The 23,770-nt window shown below is 57.4% G+C and carries 27 protein-coding genes and 1 riboswitch; of the genes, 12 read left to right on the forward strand and 15 right to left on the reverse strand.

The genetic code is table 11. The features are described from left to right. The first annotated feature begins 8 nt into the window (after nucleotides 1-8). The 4 genes from EXW94_RS01115 to EXW94_RS01130 all read left to right on the forward strand — a co-directional run bounded on the left by EXW94_RS01115 (nucleotide 9) and on the right by EXW94_RS01130 (nucleotide 4,525). Entirely contained in the window at nucleotides 9-860 is an 852-nt protein-coding gene (locus EXW94_RS01115) for a sugar ABC transporter permease (RefSeq protein ID WP_042715482.1), read from the forward strand. 2 nt (nucleotides 861-862) lie between these two features. Beyond that, nucleotides 863-2,065 (forward strand): arabinogalactan endo-beta-1,4-galactanase, encoded by a 1,203-nt coding sequence (locus EXW94_RS01120; protein ID WP_108416056.1) that lies wholly within the window; start codon nucleotides 863-865, stop codon nucleotides 2,063-2,065. Nucleotides 2,066-2,093: 28 nt separating this feature from the next. Continuing rightward, nucleotides 2,094-4,151, forward strand: a complete 2,058-nt coding sequence (locus EXW94_RS01125) for a beta-galactosidase (protein WP_174339323.1) — start codon at nucleotides 2,094-2,096, stop codon at nucleotides 4,149-4,151. A 131-nt stretch (nucleotides 4,152-4,282) separates the two neighbouring features. After that, nucleotides 4,283-4,525, forward strand: coding sequence for a glucose PTS transporter subunit EIIB (locus EXW94_RS01130; RefSeq protein WP_072250618.1), 243 nt, complete (start codon nucleotides 4,283-4,285; stop codon nucleotides 4,523-4,525). 104 nt (nucleotides 4,526-4,629) lie between these two features. Here the strand turns inward: EXW94_RS01130 and EXW94_RS01135 are convergent, their stop codons facing one another. Then, nucleotides 4,630-5,895 (reverse strand): maltoporin, encoded by a 1,266-nt coding sequence (locus EXW94_RS01135; RefSeq protein ID WP_174339324.1) that lies wholly within the window; start codon nucleotides 5,893-5,895, stop codon nucleotides 4,630-4,632. Between the two features lie 269 nt (nucleotides 5,896-6,164). Between EXW94_RS01135 and EXW94_RS01140 the strand changes: the two genes are divergently transcribed. Then, a complete protein-coding gene (locus EXW94_RS01140; protein WP_010429458.1) occupies nucleotides 6,165-7,241 on the forward strand; it encodes a LacI family DNA-binding transcriptional regulator in 1,077 nt (358 codons plus the stop codon). 42 nt (nucleotides 7,242-7,283) lie between these two features. Here the strand turns inward: EXW94_RS01140 and EXW94_RS01145 are convergent, their stop codons facing one another. Beyond that, entirely contained in the window at nucleotides 7,284-8,285 is a 1,002-nt protein-coding gene (locus tag EXW94_RS01145; RefSeq protein ID WP_108416058.1) for a magnesium transporter, read from the reverse strand. Nucleotides 8,286-8,345: 60 nt separating this feature from the next. Continuing rightward, nucleotides 8,346-8,515, reverse strand: a riboswitch (M-box (ykoK) riboswitch). Nucleotides 8,516-8,674: 159 nt separating this feature from the next. Between EXW94_RS01145 and EXW94_RS01150 the strand changes: the two genes are divergently transcribed. Continuing rightward, on the forward strand, nucleotides 8,675-9,178 hold the full coding sequence (locus EXW94_RS01150) for a DedA family protein (RefSeq protein ID WP_108416059.1): 504 nt from the start codon (nucleotides 8,675-8,677) through the stop codon (nucleotides 9,176-9,178). A 1-nt stretch (nucleotide 9,179) separates the two neighbouring features. Here EXW94_RS01150 and EXW94_RS01155 read toward each other — a convergent pair whose 3' ends face one another. Next, nucleotides 9,180-9,929, reverse strand: a complete 750-nt coding sequence (locus EXW94_RS01155; RefSeq protein ID WP_174339325.1) for an SDR family oxidoreductase — start codon at nucleotides 9,927-9,929, stop codon at nucleotides 9,180-9,182. 100 nt (nucleotides 9,930-10,029) lie between these two features. Between EXW94_RS01155 and EXW94_RS01160 the strand changes: the two genes are divergently transcribed. Next, entirely contained in the window at nucleotides 10,030-10,389 is a 360-nt protein-coding gene (locus EXW94_RS01160; protein WP_174339326.1) for a helix-turn-helix domain-containing protein, read from the forward strand. Nucleotide 10,390: 1 nt separating this feature from the next. On the opposite strand, the gene EXW94_RS01165 is transcribed toward EXW94_RS01160, so the two are convergent. Both EXW94_RS01165 and EXW94_RS01170 read right to left on the reverse strand, forming a co-directional pair. Then, complete coding sequence (locus tag EXW94_RS01165) at nucleotides 10,391-11,185, reverse strand: SDR family oxidoreductase (protein WP_174339920.1); 795 nt, start codon at nucleotides 11,183-11,185, stop codon at nucleotides 10,391-10,393. Between the two features lie 125 nt (nucleotides 11,186-11,310). Beyond that, nucleotides 11,311-11,754: a helix-turn-helix domain-containing protein gene (locus tag EXW94_RS01170; protein ID WP_174339327.1), complete on the reverse strand. Its 444-nt coding sequence runs from the start codon at nucleotides 11,752-11,754 to the stop codon at nucleotides 11,311-11,313. Nucleotides 11,755-11,905: 151 nt separating this feature from the next. Between EXW94_RS01170 and agp the strand changes: the two genes are divergently transcribed. After that, nucleotides 11,906-13,147: a bifunctional glucose-1-phosphatase/inositol phosphatase gene (agp, locus tag EXW94_RS01175; RefSeq protein WP_174339328.1), complete on the forward strand. Its 1,242-nt coding sequence runs from the start codon at nucleotides 11,906-11,908 to the stop codon at nucleotides 13,145-13,147. Between the two features lie 33 nt (nucleotides 13,148-13,180). On the opposite strand, the gene EXW94_RS01180 is transcribed toward agp, so the two are convergent. Continuing rightward, complete coding sequence (locus EXW94_RS01180; protein WP_008499832.1) at nucleotides 13,181-13,408, reverse strand: YccJ family protein; 228 nt, start codon at nucleotides 13,406-13,408, stop codon at nucleotides 13,181-13,183. A 20-nt stretch (nucleotides 13,409-13,428) separates the two neighbouring features. Then, complete coding sequence (gene wrbA / locus EXW94_RS01185) at nucleotides 13,429-14,025, reverse strand: NAD(P)H:quinone oxidoreductase (protein ID WP_010429487.1); 597 nt, start codon at nucleotides 14,023-14,025, stop codon at nucleotides 13,429-13,431. 392 nt (nucleotides 14,026-14,417) lie between these two features. Here wrbA and EXW94_RS01190 point away from each other — a divergent pair, with 392 nt between their 5' ends. The 3 genes from EXW94_RS01190 (at nucleotide 14,418) to EXW94_RS01200 (ending at nucleotide 16,947) form a co-directional block, all read left to right on the forward strand. After that, nucleotides 14,418-14,588 carry a general stress protein gene (locus EXW94_RS01190; protein WP_001273664.1) on the forward strand — a complete coding sequence of 57 codons (171 nt, stop codon included), beginning with the start codon at nucleotides 14,418-14,420 and terminating at the stop codon, nucleotides 14,586-14,588. A gap of 117 nt (nucleotides 14,589-14,705) precedes the next feature. Next, entirely contained in the window at nucleotides 14,706-15,626 is a 921-nt protein-coding gene (locus EXW94_RS01195) for a DMT family transporter (protein ID WP_174339329.1), read from the forward strand. Between the two features lie 163 nt (nucleotides 15,627-15,789). After that, a complete protein-coding gene (locus EXW94_RS01200) occupies nucleotides 15,790-16,947 on the forward strand; it encodes a DDE-type integrase/transposase/recombinase (RefSeq protein ID WP_174339330.1) in 1,158 nt (385 codons plus the stop codon). A gap of 79 nt (nucleotides 16,948-17,026) precedes the next feature. Here the strand turns inward: EXW94_RS01200 and rutG are convergent, their stop codons facing one another. Genes rutG through rutA form a run of 7 tightly spaced genes read right to left on the reverse strand, consistent with a single transcriptional unit; the run spans nucleotide 17,027 to nucleotide 22,456 of the window. Then, nucleotides 17,027-18,343 (reverse strand): pyrimidine utilization transport protein G, encoded by a 1,317-nt coding sequence (rutG, locus tag EXW94_RS01205; RefSeq protein ID WP_174339331.1) that lies wholly within the window; start codon nucleotides 18,341-18,343, stop codon nucleotides 17,027-17,029. A gap of 21 nt (nucleotides 18,344-18,364) precedes the next feature. Beyond that, nucleotides 18,365-18,856 carry an NADH-dependent FMN reductase RutF gene (gene rutF / locus EXW94_RS01210; protein ID WP_029485030.1) on the reverse strand — a complete coding sequence of 164 codons (492 nt, stop codon included), beginning with the start codon at nucleotides 18,854-18,856 and terminating at the stop codon, nucleotides 18,365-18,367. 13 nt (nucleotides 18,857-18,869) lie between these two features. Beyond that, nucleotides 18,870-19,460: a malonic semialdehyde reductase gene (locus tag EXW94_RS01215; RefSeq protein WP_174339332.1), complete on the reverse strand. Its 591-nt coding sequence runs from the start codon at nucleotides 19,458-19,460 to the stop codon at nucleotides 18,870-18,872. A 9-nt stretch (nucleotides 19,461-19,469) separates the two neighbouring features. After that, nucleotides 19,470-20,270, reverse strand: coding sequence for a pyrimidine utilization protein D (gene rutD / locus EXW94_RS01220; protein WP_100167077.1), 801 nt, complete (start codon nucleotides 20,268-20,270; stop codon nucleotides 19,470-19,472). Nucleotides 20,271-20,277: 7 nt separating this feature from the next. Further along, nucleotides 20,278-20,664, reverse strand: a complete 387-nt coding sequence (rutC, locus tag EXW94_RS01225; RefSeq protein WP_010429508.1) for a pyrimidine utilization protein C — start codon at nucleotides 20,662-20,664, stop codon at nucleotides 20,278-20,280. A gap of 11 nt (nucleotides 20,665-20,675) precedes the next feature. Further along, complete coding sequence (gene rutB, locus EXW94_RS01230; RefSeq protein ID WP_108416066.1) at nucleotides 20,676-21,365, reverse strand: pyrimidine utilization protein B; 690 nt, start codon at nucleotides 21,363-21,365, stop codon at nucleotides 20,676-20,678. Further along, nucleotides 21,365-22,456: a pyrimidine utilization protein A gene (rutA, locus tag EXW94_RS01235; protein WP_023617762.1), complete on the reverse strand. Its 1,092-nt coding sequence runs from the start codon at nucleotides 22,454-22,456 to the stop codon at nucleotides 21,365-21,367. The genes rutB and rutA overlap by 1 nt, the downstream gene beginning before the upstream one ends. Before the next feature lie 244 nt (nucleotides 22,457-22,700). On the opposite strand from rutA, the gene rutR reads away from it, so the two are divergent. Next, nucleotides 22,701-23,339, forward strand: coding sequence for an HTH-type transcriptional regulator RutR (rutR, locus tag EXW94_RS01240; RefSeq protein ID WP_010429525.1), 639 nt, complete (start codon nucleotides 22,701-22,703; stop codon nucleotides 23,337-23,339). Here the strand turns inward: rutR and EXW94_RS01245 are convergent. After that, nucleotides 23,336-23,731, reverse strand: a complete 396-nt coding sequence (locus EXW94_RS01245; protein ID WP_126816769.1) for a lysozyme inhibitor LprI family protein — start codon at nucleotides 23,729-23,731, stop codon at nucleotides 23,336-23,338. The two genes, rutR and EXW94_RS01245, sit on opposite strands and share 4 nt — an antisense overlap. Nucleotides 23,732-23,770 lie beyond the last annotated feature (39 nt).

Raw genomic sequence — 23,770 nt, forward strand, 5'->3', positions numbered from 1 at the left:
ACGTAACAATGGCTCAATCACAAAGTATTAAACGTGAGAAGTGGGTACGCCTCTCGCTCTCCTGGCTGGTTATCGTGCTGGTGTCGACGATTATCATCTACCCGCTGGTGTGGACGGTCGGCGCGTCGTTTAACGCGGGTAATAGCCTGCTCAGCTCCTCAATTATTCCAGAGAACTTTTCGGTGCAGCACTACGCCGACCTGTTTAACGGCCAGGTGAACTACATGACCTGGTACTGGAACTCGATGAAAATCAGCTTCCTGACCATGGTGCTGACCTTAATCAGCGTCAGCTTTACCGCCTATGCCTTTTCGCGCTTTCGCTTTAAGGGACGCCAGAACGGGCTGATGCTGTTCCTGCTCCTGCAGATGATCCCCCAGTTCTCGGCGCTCATTGCCATCTTCGTGCTGTCGCAGCTTTTGGGCCTCATCAACAGCCATCTGGCGCTGGTGCTGATCTACGTGGGCGGCATGATCCCGATGAATACCTACCTGATGAAAGGCTACCTCGACGCCATCCCGAAAGATCTGGATGAATCCGCGCGCATGGACGGGGCCAGTAATTTCCGGATTTTCATCGAAATTATCATGCCGCTATCGAAGCCAATTGTGGCGGTGGTGGCGCTGTTCTCTTTCACCGGGCCGCTGGGGGATTTCATCCTCTCCAGCACGATTCTGCGCACCCCGGACAAATACACCTTACCCATCGGGCTCTATAACCTGGTGGCGCAAAAAATGGGTGCCAGCTACACCACCTACGCGGCAGGCGCGGTGTTGATTGCGGTGCCGGTAGCGATCCTCTATCTGGCATTACAAAAATACTTCGTCTCCGGCCTGACCTCCGGGAGTACCAAAGGATAATCATGAACAGACTCAAACCTGCTTTACTTGCCGTTTGCCTCTCATGTGGCCTGGCCGCGAGCGCGTTTGCTGCGGACGGGGTGCAAACGCGTCCTTTTAACGCCATGCCCGCGGACTTTATCAAGGGCGCGGATATTTCGACGCTGCTGGAAGCGGAACAACATGGCGCCAAATTTTATAACCAGAGCGGCCAGCAGCAGGACGCGATGGCTATCCTCAAAGCTAACGGCGTGAACACCGTGCGCCTGCGCCTGTGGGTTGATCCGCAGGATGCCGACGGCAACACCTACGGCGGCGGCAGTAATAATCTCGAAAACACCCTCGCGCTGGCGAAGCGCGTAAAGGCGCAGGGCCTGAAGCTGCTGCTCGATTTCCACTACAGCGATTTCTGGACCGATCCGGGCAAACAGTTCAAGCCAAAAGCCTGGGAGAAGATGGACTACCCGCAGCTGAAAACGGCAATTCATGACTATACCCGCGACACGATCGCCCGCTTTAAAAAAGAGGGCGTATTGCCGGACATGGTGCAGATAGGAAACGAAATTAACGGCGGCATGCTGTGGCCGGAAGGGAAAAGCTGGGGGCAGGGCGGCGGCGAATTTGACCGCCTGGCCGGGCTGCTCAACGCCGCGATTGGTGGGCTAAAGGAGAACCTGACCGACGGCGAGCAGGTGAAAATCATGCTCCATCTGGCCGAAGGCACCAAAAATGACACCTTCCGCTGGTGGTTTGATGAAATCACGAAGCGCGACGTGCCGTTCGATATCATCGGCCTGTCGATGTACACCTACTGGAACGGCCCGATTAGCGCGCTGAAGGCCAACATGGATGACATCAGCAGGCGCTATAACAAAGACGTGATTGTGGTGGAAGCGGCCTACGGCTACACGCTGGAGAACTGCGATAACGCCGAGAACAGCTTCCAGGCCAAAGAAGAAAAGGACGGCGGCTATCCCGGCACCGTTCAGGGTCAGTACGATTATATTCACGATTTAATGCAGTCCGTTATTGATGTGCCTGACCGTCGCGGCAAGGGCATTTTTTATTGGGAACCGACCTGGATAGCCGTTCCGGACACCACGTGGGCCACCAAAACCGGCATGAAATATATCCATGACGAATGGAAAGAGGGGAATGCCCGCGAGAATCAGGCGTTATTTGATTGCCAGGGTAAAGTGCTGCCGTCAATAACGGTATTTAACTAGTTTAATCTCCATTCAGGACGTTTTAAATATGAATAAATTTGCGCCTTTAAGTCCAAAGGTCGCGGCGTTATTGCATGGCGCCGACTATAACCCGGAGCAATGGGAGAATTACCCCGGTATTATTGAAAAAGATATCGCCATGATGCAGCAGGCGAAATGTAATGTCATGTCGGTGGGGATATTTAGCTGGGCGAAACTGGAACCGCATGAAGGGGAATATGATTTTGCCTGGCTGGACAGCATTATTGAAAAACTCTATGCGGCAGGCATTCATATATTTCTCGCGACGCCGAGCGGCGCGCGTCCGGCATGGATGTCGCAAAAATATCCGGAAGTGCTGCGCGTCGGGCGCAACCGCGTCCCCGCGCTGCACGGCGGGCGTCATAACCACTGCATGTCGTCTCCGGTCTACCGCGAAAAGACGATGAAAATTAACAGCCTGCTGGCGGCGCGTTATTCGCATCATCCGGCGGTGCTGGGCTGGCATATCTCCAATGAGTACGGCGGCGAATGCCACTGTAGCCTGTGCCAGGAACGCTTCCGCGACTGGCTAAAGGCGCGCTACAAAACCCTCGATGCGCTGAACCATGCGTGGTGGAGCACCTTCTGGAGCCATACCTACACCGACTGGTCGCAGATTGAGTCCCCCGCGCCGCAGGGAGAAATGTCGATTCACGGCCTGAATCTCGACTGGCGCCGCTTCAATACCGCGCAGGTCACCGATTTTTGCCAGCATGAGGTGGCACCGCTGAAGGCCGCCAATGCCGAACTGCCGGTGACGACCAACTTTATGGAGTATTTCTACGATTACGACTACTGGCAGCTGGCGAAAGCGATCGACTTCATCTCCTGGGACAGCTACCCGATGTGGCACAAGGAGAAAGACGAAACGCAGCTGGCCTGCTATACCGCCATGTACCACGACATGATGCGCAGCCTGAAGGGCGGTAAACCCTTTGTGCTGATGGAGTCCACGCCGAGCACCACCAACTGGCAGCCGACCAGCAAGCTGAAAAAACCGGGAATGCATATTCTCTCCTCTATTCAGGCGGTGGCGCACGGGGCGGATTCTGTGCAGTACTTCCAGTGGCGTAAGAGCCGCGGGTCGGTGGAGAAATTCCACGGTGCGATTATCGATCACGTGGGGCATCTTGATACCCGCGTCGGGCGCGAAGTGACGCGTCTGGGGGAGATGCTGGCGCGTCTGCCTGAGGTGGTGGGGTGCCGCACCGACGCGCGCGTGGCCATTATCTTTGACCAGCAAAACCGCTGGGCGCTGGACGATGCCGAAGGCCCGCGCAACATGGGGCTGGAGTACGAAAAAACCGTCAACGAACACTATCGTCCATTCTGGGAAAAGGGCATCGCGGTCGACGTCATCGACGCTGACGGCGATCTGAGCCGCTACGCGCTGGTGATTGCCCCCATGCTCTACATGGTGCGCGAAGGTTTCGCCGAGCGGGCGGAAGCCTTTGTGGCCGCGGGCGGGCATCTGGTGACGACCTACTGGAGCGGGGTAGTAGATGAGACCGATCTCTGCCACCTCGGCGGTTTCCCGGGCCCGCTGCGCAAGCTCCTCGGCATCTGGGCTGAAGAGATAGACTGCCTGGGCGAGGGGGAGAGAAACCTGGTTCAGGGGCTGGCGGGCAATGCGGCGGGCCTGCAGGGGCCGTATCAGGTCAGGCATCTGTGCGAGCTGATCCATACTGAATCCGCGCAGGCGCTGGCGACCTACCGGGATGATTTCTACGCCGGTCGCCCTGCGGTGACGGTCAACCGCTTCGGCAAAGGCAAGGCGTGGCACGTGGCGTCGCGCAACGACCTGCCGTTCCAGCGCGATTTCTTCGCCGGGATTATCGACGAGCTGGCGCTGCCGCGCGCAGTCGAAGGGGATTTCCCTCCGGGCGTGGTCGCCACGGCGCGCACGGATGGCGAAACCGCCTGGGTGTTTGTGCAGAACTACACGGCTCAGCAGCAGCTCATCACGCTGCCGCAGGGGTATACCGACTGCATGACCGACGCCGCCGCGGCGGGCGATACCGTGTTGCTGGCGTGGGACTGTCGGGTGCTCAGGCGTAAAGCGTAGTTGATTTTCTCCCTCTCCCTGTGGGAGAGGGTTGGGGTGAGGGCATCAGACCGCACCGTCCCGGCAACAAGGCACAAAACGCCTGCTCCCCGAGCAGGCATTTTTTTATCTGCATAAAAGAGAGGCGTATTATGGACAGTCAAATTACCCAGCGTTTAATTCCGGCATTTGGCGGCGACGATAATATCGAGCACGTCGAAGCCTGTATTACCCGCCTGCGCGTGACGGTAAAAGATTTAAATAAGGTCGATTCACAGGCGTTACAGAATGAGGGGGCGCTGGGGGTGATTATTATCGGTCAGCAGGTGCATGCTATATTCGGCAGGCAGTCTGATACATTACGGAAATTATTAGACGAACATTTTAATCAGTAAATATAAAAAAGGGATAGCCAAAGTAATGGCTATCCCAAAGCAGTAAAATAGACTGCAGGTTGTTGGAGATACGATAACGATTAACGCAAATTATGAATTAAGACTTACCACCAGGCCTCGACCTGCACACCAAAGTTCCAGGTATTGTTGGCCGTGCCATCCTCGAAGGATTGCCCTTTTTCGGAGTCATTCAGATAGGAGGCGAAGACGCGCAGTTCAGGACGTGACATAAACTCAGGACCGTCTGCCAGGCCCAGCGCGAGGGTGTACTTCTCGCCGCTCTGCTTGTACTTAGTGCCGTCGGTGTAAGTATCTTCCTGGTAGAATCCGCCCACTTCGCCAATCAGACGCACGTACTCGGTGAACTGATACTGCGCGCGCGCCACCAGCGATACCAGGCGTGATTTGTCCGTGTACTGCGTGGTGTCGTCTGCCGAGCCCCATGTCAGGACGTGGTTAAAGGAGAACTTGTCGGTAATCGGAATTAAGCCGGTGTTAATCACGCGGTAGCCGGTGGCGTCGTTCACGTAGTTCCACATGTCGTACCAGCCCCCACCCTGTGAAACCATGTTCTGGGCCAGACCTTTATTGGCGTACTGCAGCACCAGCTTGTTATAGCCGCCAAACATATCCTGGCTGATCTCACCGGTGACCATCACGCCGTTATCGGCCTCGTACAGCCCGCCGTACTCTTTCTGCTTGTTGGTCGGGTTTGGCATGGCGTAATCAATACCCACTTCCGTCCACGCGCCCGCCCACGGCTTCCAGCCCGCATAGCGAAGGTCGATGTAGTTGATGTTAACGTCGCTGTCGCCATCCACGCGGTAGTCCACGTCGTTGGCATCGCCGCGGATCCACGCAACGGAGACTGCGCCCGGGCCAAGCGTGTAGTTCTCGATACCCGCACCGGAGCCGGAAATATTCCAGTATTTGGTATCAATGATGTGCAGGTCATGGCGCTGGTAGTAGCGCTTACCGCCCCAAATCACCGCATTGGGATCCCCGGGGATCAGCCCCTTGATCTGCAGGTTAAGCTGGCGCAGGCCGAACTGGGCATCGTCATCTAAGGTGGTTTCATTGTCGTTGGAGCCGTCTGATACCATGCTCACCATGCTGTCGAGATAGAAACTGACGTCGTTCTTTTTGTATACCTCAGAGCCTAGCTCCAGCTCGCCGTAGGTGTCGGCCTCGTTACCCAGACGGCCAATTTTGTTTTTTTGCCACTCCTCCATCCCACCATCCCGTGAGACGCCCACGCCGGAGCGAAGATATCCATGAAAATCAATCGGTACTGAAGACGCTGCAAACAGCGAAGGCGATGCCAGCGCGGCAGCCAACGCAACAGATACAGAGCGGATCGTCGTGTTCATTGTAACCCTCTTATTGTTTTGTAATACGTTCACAAATCCGCTGTCATAAAATGCCTAAACCCGTTGGCTGGCAATTGCACGATCTGAAATGTGTGATTAACTGCAAATAAAATAGACAATTTTGTTACGAGTAATGAGATTGGACACAAATTATGGCATTGTGAGCGTCATACTTTTTGATGGTGTTATGCCCGCAGCGAGAGGGTGGTAAGCGTTTTTTTTCAGCACCCCTGTTACAATCAGCGCATAACAACATAAGGAACCGGACCATGAAGTCGAAAAGCGCAACGTTAGAGGACGTGGCACGCCATGCGGGCGTCTCCTATCAGACCGTGTCCAGGGTACTGAATAAGTCTGCCAATGTATCCGACGCCACGCGCAGCAAGGTGGAGAAATCCATAGAGTTATTGCGGTATGTACCCAACCGACTGGCTCAGCAGCTGGTGGGCAAGCAGAGCCAGACCGTTGGGCTGGTGACCATTTCGCTGGCGCTGCACGCGCCTTCGCAGGTTGCGGCGGCAGTGAAACGCTATGCCAATGTGGAAGGCTACCAGGTACTGATCTCAATGATTGATGAGAACGTCAACCACAGCATCCAGGATTCCATCAACGAGCTGAAATCCCAGCTGGTGAGCAAAGTGATCATCAACGTGCCGCTGGAGGCTGAAGCGGCGCAGAAAATCGCCACCGACAACGACGACATTGTCTGCCTGTTCCTCGACGTGGACCCGTACAGTTCCGTGTTTAACGTTTCGTTTAACCCGGCGGACGGCACCCGCGCCAGCGTCAAATATCTTTACGAACTGGGGCATCGCGACATTGCCCTGCTGGCGGGGCCGACGTCTTCCGTCTCGGCGCAGCTGAGGCTGAAAAGCTGGATCGAGACCCTGAAGGGCTACGGCCTGGAGCCAGCATCGGTCATTCGCGGCAACTGGGATGCGCAAAGCGGTTATTCGGGAGCGTTGCAAATGCTGCGGGAAACGGCGCAGTTTACCGCCGTGCTGGTGGCTAACGACCAGATGGCGCTCGGCGTGCTGAGCGCATTCCATCAGCAGCAGATTTCAATTCCGGGCGAGAAGTCGGTGATTGGCTACGATGACACCTATGAAAGCTCGTTCTTCTACCCGGCGCTGACGACGGTATCGCTGGATTTAGATCTGCAGGGTAAAGAGGCGGTGCGTCGTATTCTCGACAGCGGTGAAGAGAATGCCCAGCGCATGTCCTCGATTTTACCTGCCCGTCTGGTGGTGCGTCAGTCCACCGGGCCAAAAGGAGAGAAGGGGAAAAACCTGCAGGCGCTTGCCCAGCAGCTGCGTGAGATCGCGCATCAGCTCGGCGATGCGTAGCGAAGTGAGCACCTCAATCACGTGAATGAGGTGCTCGCAAGCTTACTCTAGCCCCAGCGTGTACTGGGCAATTTTGAAGTAGATAATCAGCCCGGTCCCGTCAATCAGCGTGGCGATAAACGGTGCGGACACCACGGCAGGGTCGATCCGGCAGCGCTTGAGCACCATGGGGATCACGGACGACACAATCGCACTCCACAGCGTAATACACACCAGCGTCAGGCTGACGATAAGCGTGATCTCCAGGCCGATACCCATCATCCAGGCACGGATACACCCGGCGATACCGAGCGTGGCGGCAATCATCAGCGAGGTGGTCATCTCTTTGCGCAGCACGCGCCCGACGTCGCGAAGGTGGACTTCCCCCAGCGCCATCGCGCGCACCAGCGTGGAGGTGATCTGCGTCCCGCTGTTGCCGCCCGTGCCAATCAGCAGCGGAATAAAGAACGCCAGCGCAATGGCGGACTCCAGCGCCTCCTCGAAGTGCTGGATCACCGAACTGGTATACGCTTCCGCGACAAACAGCAGCAGCAGCCAGACGGAGCGTTTTTTCCACAGGCTATACGGGCTGGTTTCCAGATACGGCTTTTCCAGCGGCAGCGTTGCACCCTGAAGCTGAGCATCTTCGGTGACGTCATCTTCCAGCAGATGGGCGATCTCGCGCTCGGTCAGGCAGCCGACGAGCTTGCCGTGGGTGACCACGGGCACCACATCCGCCCCGGCGTGGGCCAGCACGCCTGCCACGTCCGCACGTTCATCTTCGGGTTTAACCTGAATAAATTCCGAAATCATCAGCGCCTTAACGGACTGCAGCGTATCGGTAGTCTGCAAGAGTTTGCGCACGGCAATCATGCCCGCGAGGCGACCGTTATCTTCAATGAAAATATGCGACGGAATATCGTCGTCTTTTAATTTTTCGAAGAATTGCTCGCGCGCCAGCGCCACGCATAATGAAATATCAAGGACGATAAAATCAGTATTCATATATTGCGCGATCGCGCTGTCATTGAATGCCAGATTTTGGTTGTGAATAGCGTAAGACATAGTGAATTCCCTTTGAATAATAACATCTCTCAGGGGCGAGCAAGACAGGGCATGTCGAAGAGGAGATCCCCACGTCCTGGGTTCAGCACTGTACACCGTATCCCGTAAGGGAAGTTATACTGACAAAGCCTTGATTCGACAGTGCCTGTTTTACCCTGTGCCGGTTCTCTCGAACCCACCAGAGCGATAACGTGTATTTGTACAGGAGCCTCGCCATAACGAGATCGTTGTAAAACGAGAGGGATAATACGCTTATTTCATTTTGCCGCTCAGAAAATTAAATAATGTTTAAGAATGGTTTAGGAGAATTTTATTAATTAAACGTTGAGGGTTTATTTAAGGTGATTCATTTCTAATAAAGGATTAAATAATCAATGGAGGAGAGGAAAATGGCGTGGCTTGATAATCTGCTGAATCATTTTGCCCTCTATCCGGCACATCTTTTCGCGCTGTTATTCGTGATGGCGCTGAGTAAATCCACGGTGCTGGTCTCCTCCGTGCTGCCGCCCGCCTCGGTGATGCTGCTGGCGGGCATCAGCGTCGGCCAGGGGAGCATGCATCCTGCGCTGGCGTGGCTTGCCGTGGTGATGGGGGCAACGGCGGGGTCGGTGCTGAACTACCATATCGGCCAGCTGATGGGGCATACCCGGCTGGTCACGCGTTTCACGTCGAAGCACGCCGATAAGTTCTTGCGGGTACAGCACCAGCTGCAAAAGAACGGTGTCATCGTGCTGTTTACGTCGCGCTTTCTGGCGGTGTTACGTTACGTCGTGCCGCTGGCGGCGGGGATGCTCAGGCTGAATGCAGTCAAGGTCTACGCCGTCAGCCTGCTTTCCGCCTGTGCGTGGGCGGCGCTGTACGTCGGCGCGGTCACCGGCATCAGCGCCTTTTGATTTACAAACTTCCCATTCCGCCGTCCACCAGCAGCTCCGTTCCTACCGTATAGCTCGACTCGTCGGACGCCAGATAGAGCGCGGCTTTTGCCAGCTCCGTGGTCGAGCCCATTCTGCCGAGCGGGACCAGCTTGATGACCTCTGCCATCATCGCGTTAAGCGCCTCATCGCTTAGGCCCGTCTTCGTAAACGCCGGGGTTTCCACCGGACCGGGGCTCAGACCGTTGACGCGGATCCCGCGCGGCAGCAGCTCCGCCGACAGCGTACGCGCCAGAGACAGCAGGGCGGCCTTGCTCGCGGCATACACGCTGCTGGTGGGCAGGCCGATGCGCGCGCTCACGGAGCCGCAGAGGATAACCGACGATGGGTTATTAAGCAGCGGCAGCAGCGCCTGAATTAAAAAGAACGGTCCCTTCAGGTTGATGCCCATCAGGCGGTCCCAGGCATCCTCCTGCCAGGCTTCCAGCGGCGCGTGCGTCACGTCGCCAGCGTTGAGAAACACCGCGTCGAGGCGCGGCCAGCGAGCGGCGAGAGTGTCCGCCAGCGCTTTTTGCGACGTGATATCTCCCGCATCGGTCGGGATCACCCAGGCCTTATCGCCAAGAATACGTTCTGCTTCGGCGAGGGTGTCCGGGTTGCGTCCGGTCACGGCGACGCGCGCGCCTTCGGCGATAAACGCCTGCGCGGTGGCAAGACCGATGCCGCTGGTGCCGCCGGTAATCAGCGTATATTTATCTGTTAAACGACTCATGTTCTTCTCCTGAAATGTCTCTGGAGAAAGCACTATAGAAACGTTAGTATCTAAAAGAAACCAGGTACCAAATAGATACTAACGAGGCAAGAGGTGTGCTATGGCAGAAATGCTTGAGGTGTGCTGTGAAAAAAAATCTGAGGCGTATACCTGCCCGATGACGCAGTTTGTGAACCTGATATCCGGTAAGTGGGCGATCCCCATTCTCTACCGCCTGATTGTGTTCAATACGCCCGTACGCTTTGGCGATCTGCTGCGGGCCGCAGCCCCCATCACGCAAAAAGAGCTGACGAAGCAGCTGCGCCTGTTTGAGCAGCGCGGGCTGGTGACGCGGACGGTCTATCCGGAGATCCCGCCGCGCGTGGAATATCAAATTACCGCGCTCGGGCTAACCCTGCAAAATGCGCTTTCTCCGCTGGCCGCCTGGATGAGCGAGTACGGCGACCAGCTGGAGCGTTAGGCTAGCGTTTTACGTAGCGCGGTGCCGGAATGCCGGTGCGCGCGCTGTTGAACAGCTCAAGGCGCGCCGCTTCGTAGCGCTCCCATAGCCCTGCGTCATGCATCGGCGGGATGGTGATCGGTTCACCCTGATCCAGACCCGCCAGCGATGCATCCACCATATCGTCGGTGGTCATCACCGATCCTTCCGGCAGATCGTTCACCGTGACGCCCGAATGGCTCCAGATTTCTGTCGCCGTGGCGGCGGGCAGCACGGCCTGAATGCGCACGCTGCTGTCGGCAAATTCTTCCTGTAACCCACGGGTAAAGCTCAGTACCCACGCCTTGGTGGCGCTGTAGAGCGCGCTGCCCGCCCGTACGTGCAGGGCCAGCACCGACGCGATATTGATCAGCGTGCCGCGATTGTTTTGCGCCAGGCGGGGCAGGATGGCGTAGGTTAAGCGCATCAGCGCGGTGGTGTTCAGCGTGTTAATGGCCTGATGCTGCGCCACCTCGCCCGCGAGGAACGGTGCCATCTGCGCGGTGCCCGCGTTGTTAATGAGCGTATCAATGGCGGTATTGCTGCGCAGCTCCTCTTCGACGGCGCGGATCCCGGCTTCATCGGTAAGATCGGCCACCAGGATTTCGACGGCCACGCCATAGCGCGCGCGCAGGTCGGCGGTGAGGGTTTTCAGGCGATCCTCGCGGCGGGCGACCAGCACCAAATTAGCGCCGCGCGCGGCAAGACGATCGGCATAGACGGCACCGATCCCGGAAGAGGCGCCCGTAATCAGGGCGGTGGTGATTTGCGTAGTCATCATGTGTTACCTCAAGACAAAGTGGGTTATTTGGTTTCAAGATGAAACTGGATTAACTCTCTGTCATTTGGTTTTATAATGCAACCATTTTGGTGAGCATTTTGTGCTTTTGCCATCGGGAACGATCAGGAGGGGAGTTTAGCCACGATCTCTTCTGGCGTCAGTTCGCGCCCATCGTCGGCAATAAGCGCCAGCCTGCGCAGGGGTTTGCGCTGTTCGCTATCGACCAGCACGGTGCCGCATTCGTTTTCAGCAAACAAAAATTCATTCCCCCACTGGGACAGCGCAACCAGCACCGTTTGCAGGGCGCGCCCTTTATCGGTCAGGACATACTCCTGCCAGGCGCTGCCGTCGGACGCGGGCTGAAGCGTAAGAATGCCTTCGTCGACCAGCAGCTTCAGCCGCGTGGTCAGCATGTTTTTTGCGATACCGAGGCTTTTCTGGAACTCGCCGAAGCGTTTAATCCCGCGCAGCGCATCGCGCACGATCAGCAGCGACCACCAGTCGCCGATGATATCCAGCGAACGGGCGACGGGGCAGGTGCTCTCTTTAAGGCGGGTACGTTTCACGGTCAATTCTCCGGTAGGGTGTGGTTTTATTATAAAACTAATCTGCGCGCGTCGTAAGCACGTTAATCATCACTTTGAGAAATGCTTCCCGAAAAAGCTGTCACGAATGTGTCACACTCGCCGCAACAATAAAACGCGTGAGGAATAAGGGATGAGAAAAGCACTACTCGCAGTTGCAGTCGCAGGTACTCTTTCAGTGACCTTTGGCGCACAGGCGCAGGAGACGCCAGACGGATATCAGCTGGAGCAAGTTTTAATCATGAGCCGTCACAACCTGCGCGCGCCGCTCGCCAATAACGGCAGCGTGCTGGAGCAGTCCACGCCGAAGCAGTGGCCGGAGTGGGAAGTGCCGGGCGGTCAGCTCACCACCAAGGGTGGCGTGCTGGAAGTCTATATGGGCCATTACATGCGCGAGTGGCTGGCGCAGCAGGGAATGGTAACCACCGGAGAATGTCCTCCAGCGGATAGCGTTTATGCCTATGCCAACAGCCTGCAGCGCACCGTCGCCACCGCGCAATTCTTTATCACCGGCGCGTTCCCGGGCTGCGACGTTCCCGTGCACCATCAGGAAAAAATGGGCACCATGGATCCGACCTTTAACCCGGTGATTACCGATAACTCGCCGGAATTCCGTGAAAAAGCGCTGAGGGCGATGGAGACCGAGCGGCAGAAAATGCAGCTTGGCGAAAGCTATAAGCTGCTGGAGCAAATGACGAACTACGCGGATTCTCCGTCCTGCAAAGAGAAAAAGGTCTGCTCGCTGGCAGACGCGAAAGACACCTTCAGCGCCGACTATGAAAAAGAGCCTGGCGTATCCGGGCCGCTGAAGGTGGGTAACTCGCTGGTGGATGCGTTTACGCTGCAGTATTACGAAGGCTTCCCGGCCGACCAGGTGGCCTGGGGCGAAATTAAGACTGACCAGCAGTGGCGCGTGCTGTCGAAGCTGAAGAACGGCTATCAGGACTCGCTGTTTACCTCCACCGAGGTGGCGCAAAACGTGGCGAAGCCGCTGGTGAAGTACATTGATAAAACCCTGGTCACCGAGCAGGCGAAAGCGCCTAAGATCACACTGCTGGTGGGGCATGATTCGAACATTGCTTCCCTGCTCACCGCCCTGGATTTCAAACCGTATCAGCTGCACGACCAGCAGGAACGTACCCCGATTGGCGGCAAGATTGTCTTCCAGCGCTGGCATGACAAAAATGCCAACCGCGAGCTGATGAAAATTGAGTATGTCTACCAGAGCTCAGAGCAGCTGCGTAACGCCAGCGTGCTGTCACTGCAGTCGCCTGCGCAGCGCGTGACGCTGGAGCTGAAAGGCTGTCCGGTGGATGCGAACGGCTTCTGCCCTGTCGATAAATTCAATGCGGTCATGAATAACGCGGCGAAGTAAAAGAGAACCCCCCGCTGCGGCGGGGGGAAACGCTTAGACGTTTTTACGTTCGATGGTTTGCTCACCCCAGAAGAGCGAGTCTTTATCCGTTTTTTCGAAGGCGCGCACCAGCACCTCATCGTTACCTTCCTCCCAAATCTGCTCGGCCAGCTTTTCATCGTATTTCGCGACTTCAAAGATAGCTTCGGCAATCTCCGGAGAGGTATTGCGTAAACTTGCCCATTCGCCCACGTGGTGAGCTTTGGATTCTTGAGTTGGCATGCTTGTCCTCCTGTTGGGTGTTAGCCGTTCAGTTTTTTGGCCAGACCCGCGACGTGTTCACCCTGATAGCGGGCGATAGCCAGTTCTTCATTGCTTGGCTGGCGTGAACCGTCCCCACCGGCAATGGTGGTTGCACCGTAAGGCGTACCGCCGCGCACCTGGGAAACGTCAAACAGCTCCTGCGCGCCGTAGCCAATCGGCACAATCACCATCCCATGATGAGCAAGGGTAGTCCAGGTTGAGGTAATCGTCTGCTCCTGACCGCCGCCGGTGCCGGTAGAGCTGAATACGCTGGCGAGTTTGCCGTAGAGCGCCCCGGATGCCCAAAGTCCGCCGGTTTGATCGAGGAAGGTGCGCATCTGACCCGACATATTGCCGAAGCGGGTTGGGGTGCCGAAGATAATGGCATCATAATCTGCCAGCTCCTGCGGGGTGGCGACCGGGGCGTTTTGCGTTTTCCCCCCGGCTTTCGCGAAGGCTTCCGCCTGCATGGTTTCCGGTACGCGTTTCACCACAACCTCCACGCCATCAACCCTGTTTGCACCTTCTGCTACCGCGTGAGCCATGGTTTCAATGTGTCCATACATGGAATAATAGAGCACCAGAACTTTTGCCATTTTGCATCACTCCTCGTTTGTTTTTTCTGACAGCGGATCGCTGCGTTCTTTTAAAGATATGCCATCACAGCCAGACTGCAAAAATGAACGGCATTTCTTTGATATATAACAATATGATTACAAAAATGGCTTTGTAGCAAAATGAAACAACTTTCTCTCAGTCGAATTTTGAAATGATAAGAAAGGTTTATGAGTCACCGTCGCGTCGTCTCACCCAAAAGACTGAGATCATGTTGTAGAATATTACCTCTGGCTTGCTGGATAGCCGCATTCCACTAAGCTTAGTTTCACGCGGCACAGATAAAGGCACTGTCCTTGAGTCGCGAGGTGAAAGAATCCTCTTTTACTGAATGCAATATGATGTCTAATGTTTCACACTCTGGAGGTTAGAGATGGCAAACCATCGTGGTGGTTCAGGTAATTTCGCTGAAGACCGTGAAAGAGCATCAGAAGCAGGTCGTAAAGGTGGCCAGTCCAGCGGGGGTAACTTCAAAAATGACCCTCAGCGCGCATCAGAGGCTGGTAAAAAAGGGGGCAAAAACAGCCACGGCAGCAATAAGTAACACGCCGGGTTGAACCCCTGCCGCCGGGATTTCCCGGCGGTTTTTTTATTTCTGCAACATTGAACTGTAACCAAAGGCAACGCACACTAGAGAATTGATTTTAATTGCGAGTGCCGCATGTCTGTCTCACGCTTCAAATTCTCCGTAAAACCGCAGGAAGCCATCCTCATTCTCATCACCATGTTCTGGGGCGGGACGTTTCTGGCCGTCCAGTACGCGGTGACCCTCAGCGATCCGTTCTTTTTTGTTGGCCTGCGCTTTGCGACGGCGGCGCTTGCCGTAGGGCTGATTTCACTGAAAACGCTGCGGGGGCTGACGCTTAAAGAGCTTAAGGCCGGCGTGGCGATTGGTGTGGCGATAGCGATGGGCTACAGCCTGCAGACGTGGGGTTTACAGACTATCTCCAGCAGCAAATCCGCGTTTATTACCGCCATGTATGTGCCGCTGGTGCCGCTATTGCAGTGGCTCTGTCTCGGCAGAATTCCGGGCCTGATGTCCTGTATTGGCATCGTGCTGGCGTTTATCGGCCTGATCTTACTGGCCGGACCGGAAAACAACCTGCTGGCGTTGGGGCCGGGCGAAATCATCACCCTGATTGGGGCGATTGCCATTGCGGCGGAAATTATTCTGATTAGCGCCTGGGCGGGCAAGGTCGACGTTAAGCGGGTGACGGTGGTGCAGCTCGCCACGGCGTCGCTGGTGGCGTTTGCGACAATGGTGCCGGCAGGCGAGTCCGTACCGCCGATGTCCACCGGGCTGGTTGTGGTCGCACTGGGGCTGGGTATCTTCAGCGCCATTATTCAGGTCACCATGAACTGGGCGCAGCGCAGCGTATCGCCAACCCGTGCGACGGTGATTTATACCGGAGAACCGGTCTGGGCGGGCATTTTCGGGCGGCTGGCCGGGGAGCGTCTGCCGCTGCTGGCCCTGGTGGGCGCGGCATTTATTGTCGCCGGGGTGCTGGTGAGCGAGCTAAAGTTAAAAAAACGACGTAAGTCGATTGCCGGGTTGGGCACTGAACAAGGGGCAGATAGCTAACAACGCGCACGCTGCCCGTTTTGCCCGGCGGCGCTTCGCTTGCACGGGCCTACAATTGGCATGTAGGCCGGGTAAGCGTAGGGTATGAACCGGAAACATGGGTAACACTTTAGACCGGATACATGGGTAACAGTTATAACTGGCATAGAAGAGGAGACTCGCTATGCCCTGGACTGAGACCCGACCTATGCAACGCCTTGATTTTATCCGTGCCTGCCATGCAGGTACGGACTCCTTCTCCGCGCTTTGCCGTCTTTTTGGCATCAGCCGTAAAACCGGCTATAAATGGCTTCAGCGTTTTGACCCCGCTGACCTGTCATCTCTCTCTGACCGGTCGCGCGCGCCACACTCCCACTCCCGGACGGTTCCTGATGATATCGCCGGACAGCTTACGGCCCTGAGGCAAAAACACCCTGACTGGGGTCCGAAAAAACTGCGGATGTGGCTGCTCAATCATCATGTCGATTTTACCGTACCTGCTGCCAGCACTATCGGCGATATCCTCAAGCGTGAAGGCCTGGTTCCGGATAAAAAGCGAAAACGCAGGACCCCGGGCAATCGCCAGCCCCTGACCACCATCAGTGAGAACAATCAGGTCTGGAGCGCTGATTTTAAAGGCAAGTTCAGGCTGCTGAGCAGAGAGTACTGCCATCCCTTCACCCTGACCGACAATCACAGCCGGTATCTTCTGAGCTGCCGGGGAACCGACCGGGAGAGTGAGCCCTTCGTCAGACAGTGCCTGACGGATGCGTTCCTGGAATACGGTCTGCCGGAAGTGCTCAGAACCGATAACGGTCAGCCCTTCGCGGGAACAGGGATAGCCGGACTAAGTCGTCTTGCCGTCTGGCTAATCAAGCTGGGCATCAGGCCTGAGCGTATCAGGAAGGGGCATCCGGAAGAAAATGGCCGTCATGAGCGAATGCACCGCTCCCTGAAAAGTGCGGTGAAACAGGGCAACACCTTCATGACGATGGAAGAACAACAGCGGTGGTTCAGTGACTACCGGGAAGAATTTAACCACGAAAGGCCGCATGAAGCTCTGGCGGGTGCAACGCCCGGAACGGTATGGCACCCCTCGAACCGACACTGGGATGGCCGTGTTCCTGAATACGCGTATCCGGAAGGCGGTACGGTCTACAGGGTGAAATCGAGGGGGACACTCTATATGGGGAAAAAGGGGACGGTGTTCCTGAGTGAAGCGCTGACTGATGAGTACATCATGCTGGAAGAACAGGATGATGGCCTTGAGGCCATCATCTTTAACGGAATAACGCTTGCGTACTACGACCGAAAAACCGAGAGTGTGCTCCGGATAGACTGAAAAGTGTTACCTATGTTCCCGGTCTGATCTGTCACCTATGTATCCGGTCATACAGTAGCGTCACCCGGCTATTTCAGGTTCAGGGGGTGATGGCTTCCGCTTGCGCTTCATCCCCTTTGCGGCGGCTCAGCAGGGCATTAAGCAGAATTGCCCCAAAGGTCGCCGTGCCAATCCCGCCAATCGTGAATCCGCCCAGCGTCAGGGCGAAGTCGCCTGCGCCCAGCACCAGCGTGACCGCCACCATAATCAGGTTGCTGTTCTGGCTGAGATCGACGCGGTGCTGCACCCAGATGCGCGCCCCGGCCACGGCGATCAGCCCAAACACCACAATCGATGCGCCGCCGATGACCGGTGACGGAATGGTATGGATCAGCGCGCCGAACTTCGGTGAGAAGCCGAGCAGTATCGCCATCACCGCCGCTGCGACGAAGACCAGCGTGGAGTAGACTTTGGTGACCGCCATCACACCGATGTTTTCGGCATAGGTGGTGACGCCGCTGCCGCCCACGGAACCGGAGAGCATGGTCGCCAGCCCGTCACCGACGAACGCGCGGCCCATGTACGGGTCCATGCTGCGTCCAGTCATGCCCGCCACGGCCTTCAGGTGGCCCAGGTTCTCCGCCACCAGGATAACGGCGACGGGCGCGATAAGCATCATCGCCTGGGTGTTAAAGGTGGGCGAGGTCACCTGCGGCAGGCCGAACCAGGCAGCCTGGTGCAGCAGCGTAAAATCAACCGGTTTGCCCAGGCCAAAAACGTTCGCCAGCAGGGCGTAGACCAGACAGGCGACAATCAGCCCAACCAGGATAAGCAGACGCTGGATCATGCCCCGCGTAAACACCGCCACCACGCCGATGCACAGCACCGTGATCACCGCCATCCAGCTTTCAAACGGCGAGGCGGAGACGCTTCTGACCGCAATCGGAGCGAGGTTCAGGCCAATCGCCATCACCACGGCACCCGTCACGACGGGGGGCATCATTCGCTCTATCCAGCGCGTGCCGATTTTCATCACCACCAGACCAATCAGGGTGTACACCAGGCCGCAGGCGATGATGCCGCCGAGGGCCATGCTCAGGTTGGGGTTGATCCCCTGGCCGTTAAACCCGGTGGTGGCGATAACCACCCCGACAAAGGCGGCGCTGGAGCCAAGATAGCTGGGCACGCGCCCGCCGGTAACAAAGAAGAACAGCAGGGTACCGATACCCGACATCAAAATAGAGAGGTTGGGATCGAGTCCCATCAGCATCGGCATCAGCACCGTCGCGCCAAACATGGCAACCGCGTGCTGTACGCCCATCACCATCGTCTGCCCGAGCGGGAGGCGTTCATCCGGCGCGACCACGCCTGCTTCTGTGGAGGTCGATTTCAACTGCCAGTGGGGAAATCCGAACATGGTCTGTCTCCTTAAGGCGGGTTAACAGGCGGGTCGCATAAGCGCGTGGTAGCCGCGGTCAAACCACACCAGCCCTTGCGGCGCGGGGTGGCGAATAATCGAAACAATGTCGCAAAACAGAATGTCGTGGGTACCGACGCTGACCACCTGGCTGATGCGGCAGTCAAACGAGGCCAGCGCATCCTCCAGCCGCGGGCAGCCCGTGTCGCCCGTCTGCCAGCGGGCGGCGGCAAAGCGTTCCTCCATCGGCGTTTTCCCGCCAAACAGATTGGACAGCGGCTCCTGTCCGGCGCTCAGGGTATTCACGCAAAGGGTGCGGTTTTCGCTAAACGTTGGCCAGACGGACGCCCCGCGGTTCAGGCACACCAGCAGGGTGGGCGGTGAATCCGTGACGCTGCACACCGCGCTGGCGGTGAAGCCTGCCATCCCCGCCGGGCCGTCGGTGGTGATGATATTGACCGCCGCGCCGACGCAGGCCATGGCGTCGCGAAAGGTTTGTTTATCCGGTGTCATGACGATCGCTCCTTTACGCCAGCCCGCAGGCATCGTCGAAGGTCAGACGCGGCAGGCGCCCGTAAAGTTTGCTGGTATCGCCATAGCCAATGTTGATCAGCAGATTGCTTTTAAGCGTGGTGCCGGTGAAGAAGGTCTCGTCGACCTTTTGCCGGTCAAATCCCGACATCGGGCCAGTGTCCAGCCCCAGGGCGCGACAGGCGAAAATCAGGTAAGCAGCCTGCAATGAGCTGTTGCGAAAGGCGGTCTCTTCCGCATGCGCGGGGCTGGAGGTAAACCAACTCTTTGCATCGCCGTGCGGGAACAGCTCGGGCAGGCGCTCGTAGAATTCACCGTCCCAGGCGACAATGGCTGTGACCGGGGCGGTGAGCGTTTTCTCGAGGTTGCCGCTGGAGAGCGCCGGGCGCAGCTTCTCTTTTCCCTCTGCGCTTCGCACAAACACAATTCGCGCCGGGGAGCAGTTCGCGGACGTTGGCCCCCATTTCATCAGGTCGTAGATTTCGTGCAGCGTTTCGTCGCTGACAGGCATATCCAGCCAGCCGTTATGGGTGCGGGCGCCGGTGAACAGCGTTTCCAGCGCGGCGGGCGTAATGGCTTCGCTCATTAAAGCTCCTTATAAAACGGGTTCAGGACTGTGCAGCAGGCTGGCAAGCCCGTTCAGCAGCAGGGTGTTAAAGGTGTCCGGCTCGGTGACGTTGCAGGCATGCCCGCCCTGGCGCATCACCACGCTGTGGCTGTGTGGGATCGCCGCCTGCAGCTCGGACGAGCAAACAGCGGGCACCAGCATGTCGTCGGCGGAACAGATAATGTGTACCGGGCAGCGAATGCGCGCGGTATGGCGTCGGAAGTCGGCTTTTTTTAGTGCGCTGAGCCTGCGCAGCAGATTGGTTTTACCCTGGAAATGGGCCAGCGCCAGCGCTTCTTCTGCCTCCAGGCGAGGCGCGCGGGCGGCCATCCAGTCTGCCGGGTAGAGAAACAGCGGCTGCGCCTCGACCCAGGCCTGCGCGCCGCCGGAATGCAGCAGACGCTCGCGAACGTCAAAACAGCGGCGGGTATGGGCATTGAGGGTGAGCCAACCGTTAATACACACCAGCGCAGAAACCGCGTCGGGTTTGTCGATCGCCAGCTGCAGGCCGACCAGCGCGCCCAGCGCGTGGCCCACGACGGTGTAGCGTAAGATCCCGGCATCCGTAAGCGCCTGAGCCAGTTCATCGGCCATCTGCGCCAGGCTATAGCCTTCAGGAAGGGTATCCGGGTTATTACCCGTCCCTCGCTGGTCATAGCACACCACCTGATACTCCTTTTCCAGCGCGGCGAACTGGGGCAGCCAGTAGCTACCGCTGCCTCCAAGTCCGGCAATCAGCACGACCACGGGCGCGCCCTCGAACGGGGGCGGCGAGAGAGAAAGCTTCATGGCAGCCTCACTTCGCGATGTGCGCAACGGTGGCGATTTCAACCAGCGCCTCGGGCTTCACCAGCCCGCACTGAATGCAGAACCGCGCCGGTTTATCGCCGGGGAAGAACTCGGCGTAGATCTCGTTAATCGCGGCGTAGTTTTTCCAGTCGGTGATAAAGATGCTGTTGAAGGTCACATCCTCCATCGTGCCACCCGCCGTTTCGATCACGGTTTTGATCGTCTCCAGCACGTGGCGGGTTTGCGCCTTTGGGTCGTTGATAAACACCACGTTGTTGTCTTTATCAAACGGCAGCGTGCCGGAGACATACACCACGCCGTCGGCGAGGGTGCCGGGGACAAACGGGGCGATGGGCGTGCTGGTGCCCGGCGGAATAATCACGGATTTTGGCATCAGGTGTCTCCTCAGGCGATACGGGCGAGCGGGGGAGTCAGGGCGTCGCAGAAATCATTGACGTTACTGACCCAGCCAAAAAAGGTTTCGATATTGAACAGGGCGGCTTTCTGGGCGAATTCCGGCCCGGCCTGGTGGGTCGCGTCTTCCAGCACCACGCCAAAATACTCGAGGAAAAAGCCGTCGCGCAGGGTCGACTCCACGCAGACGTTGGTGGCGATGCCGGTGAACACCAGATGGCGAATGCCCCGGCTGCGCAGCAGGCTGTCGAGCGGGGTGTTGAAAAAGCCGCTGTAGCGCGGTTTCGGCAGAACGATATCGCCCGCCTGCGGTACCAGCTCATCCACCAGCTGATAGTCCCAGCCGCCTTTCGCCAGCAGCTTGCCCTGCAGTTCGGGCCGTTTACGCATGGTTTTCAGGGCGTTCGACTTGTGGAAGTTGGGTGAGCCGGGACCGCCTGCCTCGACGTACTGGTCATCCCAGCCGTTCTGGAACCAGATGATGAGCATCCCCGCAGCGCGCGCGGCGGCGACGGCGGTTTTGATGTTCGCGATCACCGGCTGCGTGGTGGAGACGTCGAACCCCGCCAGGTCCAGATAGCCGCCCTGGCTGGCGTAGGCGTTTTGCATATCCACTACGATCAGCGCGCTCTGCTCTGGCGCAAAGGTGATGGCTTCCGGGCGTGCGTTGAGGGTCGTCATTACGCCACCTCCTTCGTGACGGCAGGGATGTGGGCGCGGCACTGCATCAGCGGCTGGATGCGCTCGCCGAAGGTCTCCACGCCGGTCAGGAAATCATCGAAGGTCAGCAGGACGCCTTCCGCGCCGGGGACGGCCGCCACTTCGTCGAGCATTCTGGCCACGCTGGCATAAGAGCCGACCAGGGTGCCCATGTTGATATTCACCGCAGAGGTGGGGTCGGCCATCTGGCGCACGTTGGTATCCGCCCCGGAGCGGGTATCCTTCTGGCTCTGCTCGGTGAGCCAGCTCAGGGCTTCCTCGTCGGCACCGTCCTTATAGCGCTCCCATTTCGCGCGCGCGGCGTCGTCGGTTTCGTCGGCGATCACCATAAACAGCACGTAGGAGCCCACGTCGCGTCCGGTCTTGTCGGCGGCCTCTTTCATTCGCGCGGCAGTCGGGGCGAAGGCGGCAGGCGTGTTCACGCCTTTACCGAAGCAGAAGTTGAAGTCGGCGTATTTGGCGGAGAATTCCATCCCCGCGTCGCTCTGCCCGGCGCAAATCACCTTCATCGGCACCGACGGCTGCGGACTGACGCGACAGTCGTTCATGGTAAAGAAGTCACCCTTGAAATCGCTTTTGCCCGTACCCCACAGATCGCGCAGCACCTGCACGTATTCAGTCAGGTAGTCATAGCGACGCGAGAAGTAGTCGTCACCCGGCCAGAGCCCCATCTGCTCGTATTCGGGTTTTTGCCAGCCAGTGACCAGGTTAACGCCAAAGCGCCCGCCGGAGATGGAGTCGATGGTGGAGGCCATGCGCGCTACGATCGCTGGCGGTAAGGTGAGGGTGGCGGCGGTGGCGTAGATTTGGATCCGCGAGGTGACCGCGGCCAGCCCGGCCATCAGGGTAAAGGACTCCAGGTTGTGATCCCAGAATTCGGTTTTGCCGCCAAAGCCGCGCAGCTTGATCATCGAAAGCGCAAAGTCGAAATGGTAGTGCTCCGCTTTCTGCACGATGGCTTTATTAAGCTCAAAAGTCGGCATGTATTGCGGTGCGGTGGTCGAGATAAGCCAGCCGTTGTTGCCGATGGGTACAAATACGCCAATTTTCATCACGAACCTCTCTTCATTACGTCGCAGGTGTAAGGATGTTTTGCAAAGGGAATGCCAGTTTTGAAAATGACAGTGTTATTAATGTGTTAACCAGAAGTTGGTGGATTGATGCGTCTAAATGTGGACTAAATGGTCAAAAACATTGCACAGAAAACAGGCATTCATGCGCGATCGGAGTGCAGGATATCGTGGCGAGACGGGGGTTTTGCTATGCTGAGGGCAACGCAGAATAAGGAGAGCGGGAATGACACAAGGCGCAGTGAAAACACCAGGTAAACGTTCGCAGGCGGTGAGTGCGAAAAAGCAGGCTATTCTGAGCGCGGCGCTGGATACGTTTTCGCAATTTGGCATCCACGGCACGCGCCTGGAGCAGGTGGCGGAGCAGTCCGGGGTATCCAAAACCAATCTGCTCTACTACTACCCATCGAAAGAGGCGCTCTATATTGCGGTGATGCAGCAGATCCTCGATATCTGGCTGGCACCGCTGAAAGCGTTCCGCGCAGAGCTGGCCCCGCTGGTGGCGATCAAGGAGTATATTCGCCTGAAGCTGGAGGTGTCGCGCGATTACCCGCAGGCATCAAGGCTATTCTGTCTTGAGATGCTGCAGGGCGCGCCGCTGTTGCAGGCGGAACTCACCGGAGATTTAAAGCAGCTGGTGGACGATAAGTCGGCGATTATTGCTGGATGGGTCGCCAGCGGAAAGCTGGCCCCGGTCGATCCGCATCATCTGATCTTTATGATTTGGGCCTCCACCCAGCATTACGCTGACTTTGCGGCCCAGGTTGAAGCGGTGACCGGTAAAACGCTCCAGGACGAGGCGTTTTTCCAGAGTACGCTGGATAACGTGCAGCGGATGATTATTGAAGGGATCCGCGTGCGCTAGTTTCCCGGCGGGAGAGGGCAGCTTAAGTCGCCCTCTTCACACTGCATCAGCGAAGCCAGAAACGCTTCGCGTTCCACGGTTTTTTCCGCCAGGCACTGGTTAACAATCATTGGCTGGACGCTTCCGCCTTCCGTCCCCGAACCGATAAACGCGCAGTCCGCGTCGCGCAGGGTAATCCACGCCTGCTGCGCTTTTTTCAGCAGGTCGCGCTGGGTGGCCGCCGCGCGTTTGATGGCGGCCTGATAGGTCTGGTTGAGTTTTTTATCGGCAGCCTGGTACTGCTGCGCGCTACAGGTATTCAGTTCAAGCTGGGTGGTCGCTTTGTCGCACTCGTCGGCCAGCGCGCTGGCGCTCATTAGCAGTGCTGCGCCTGTGATAAGAAATCGTTTCATACACTCCCCAATAAAATAAGGCTCCGTCTCCGGAGCCTT

The sequence above is a fragment of the Enterobacter sp. JMULE2 genome (assembly GCF_013337145.1).
GTDB classification, from domain to species: Bacteria; Pseudomonadota; Gammaproteobacteria; order Enterobacterales; family Enterobacteriaceae; genus Enterobacter; species Enterobacter mori.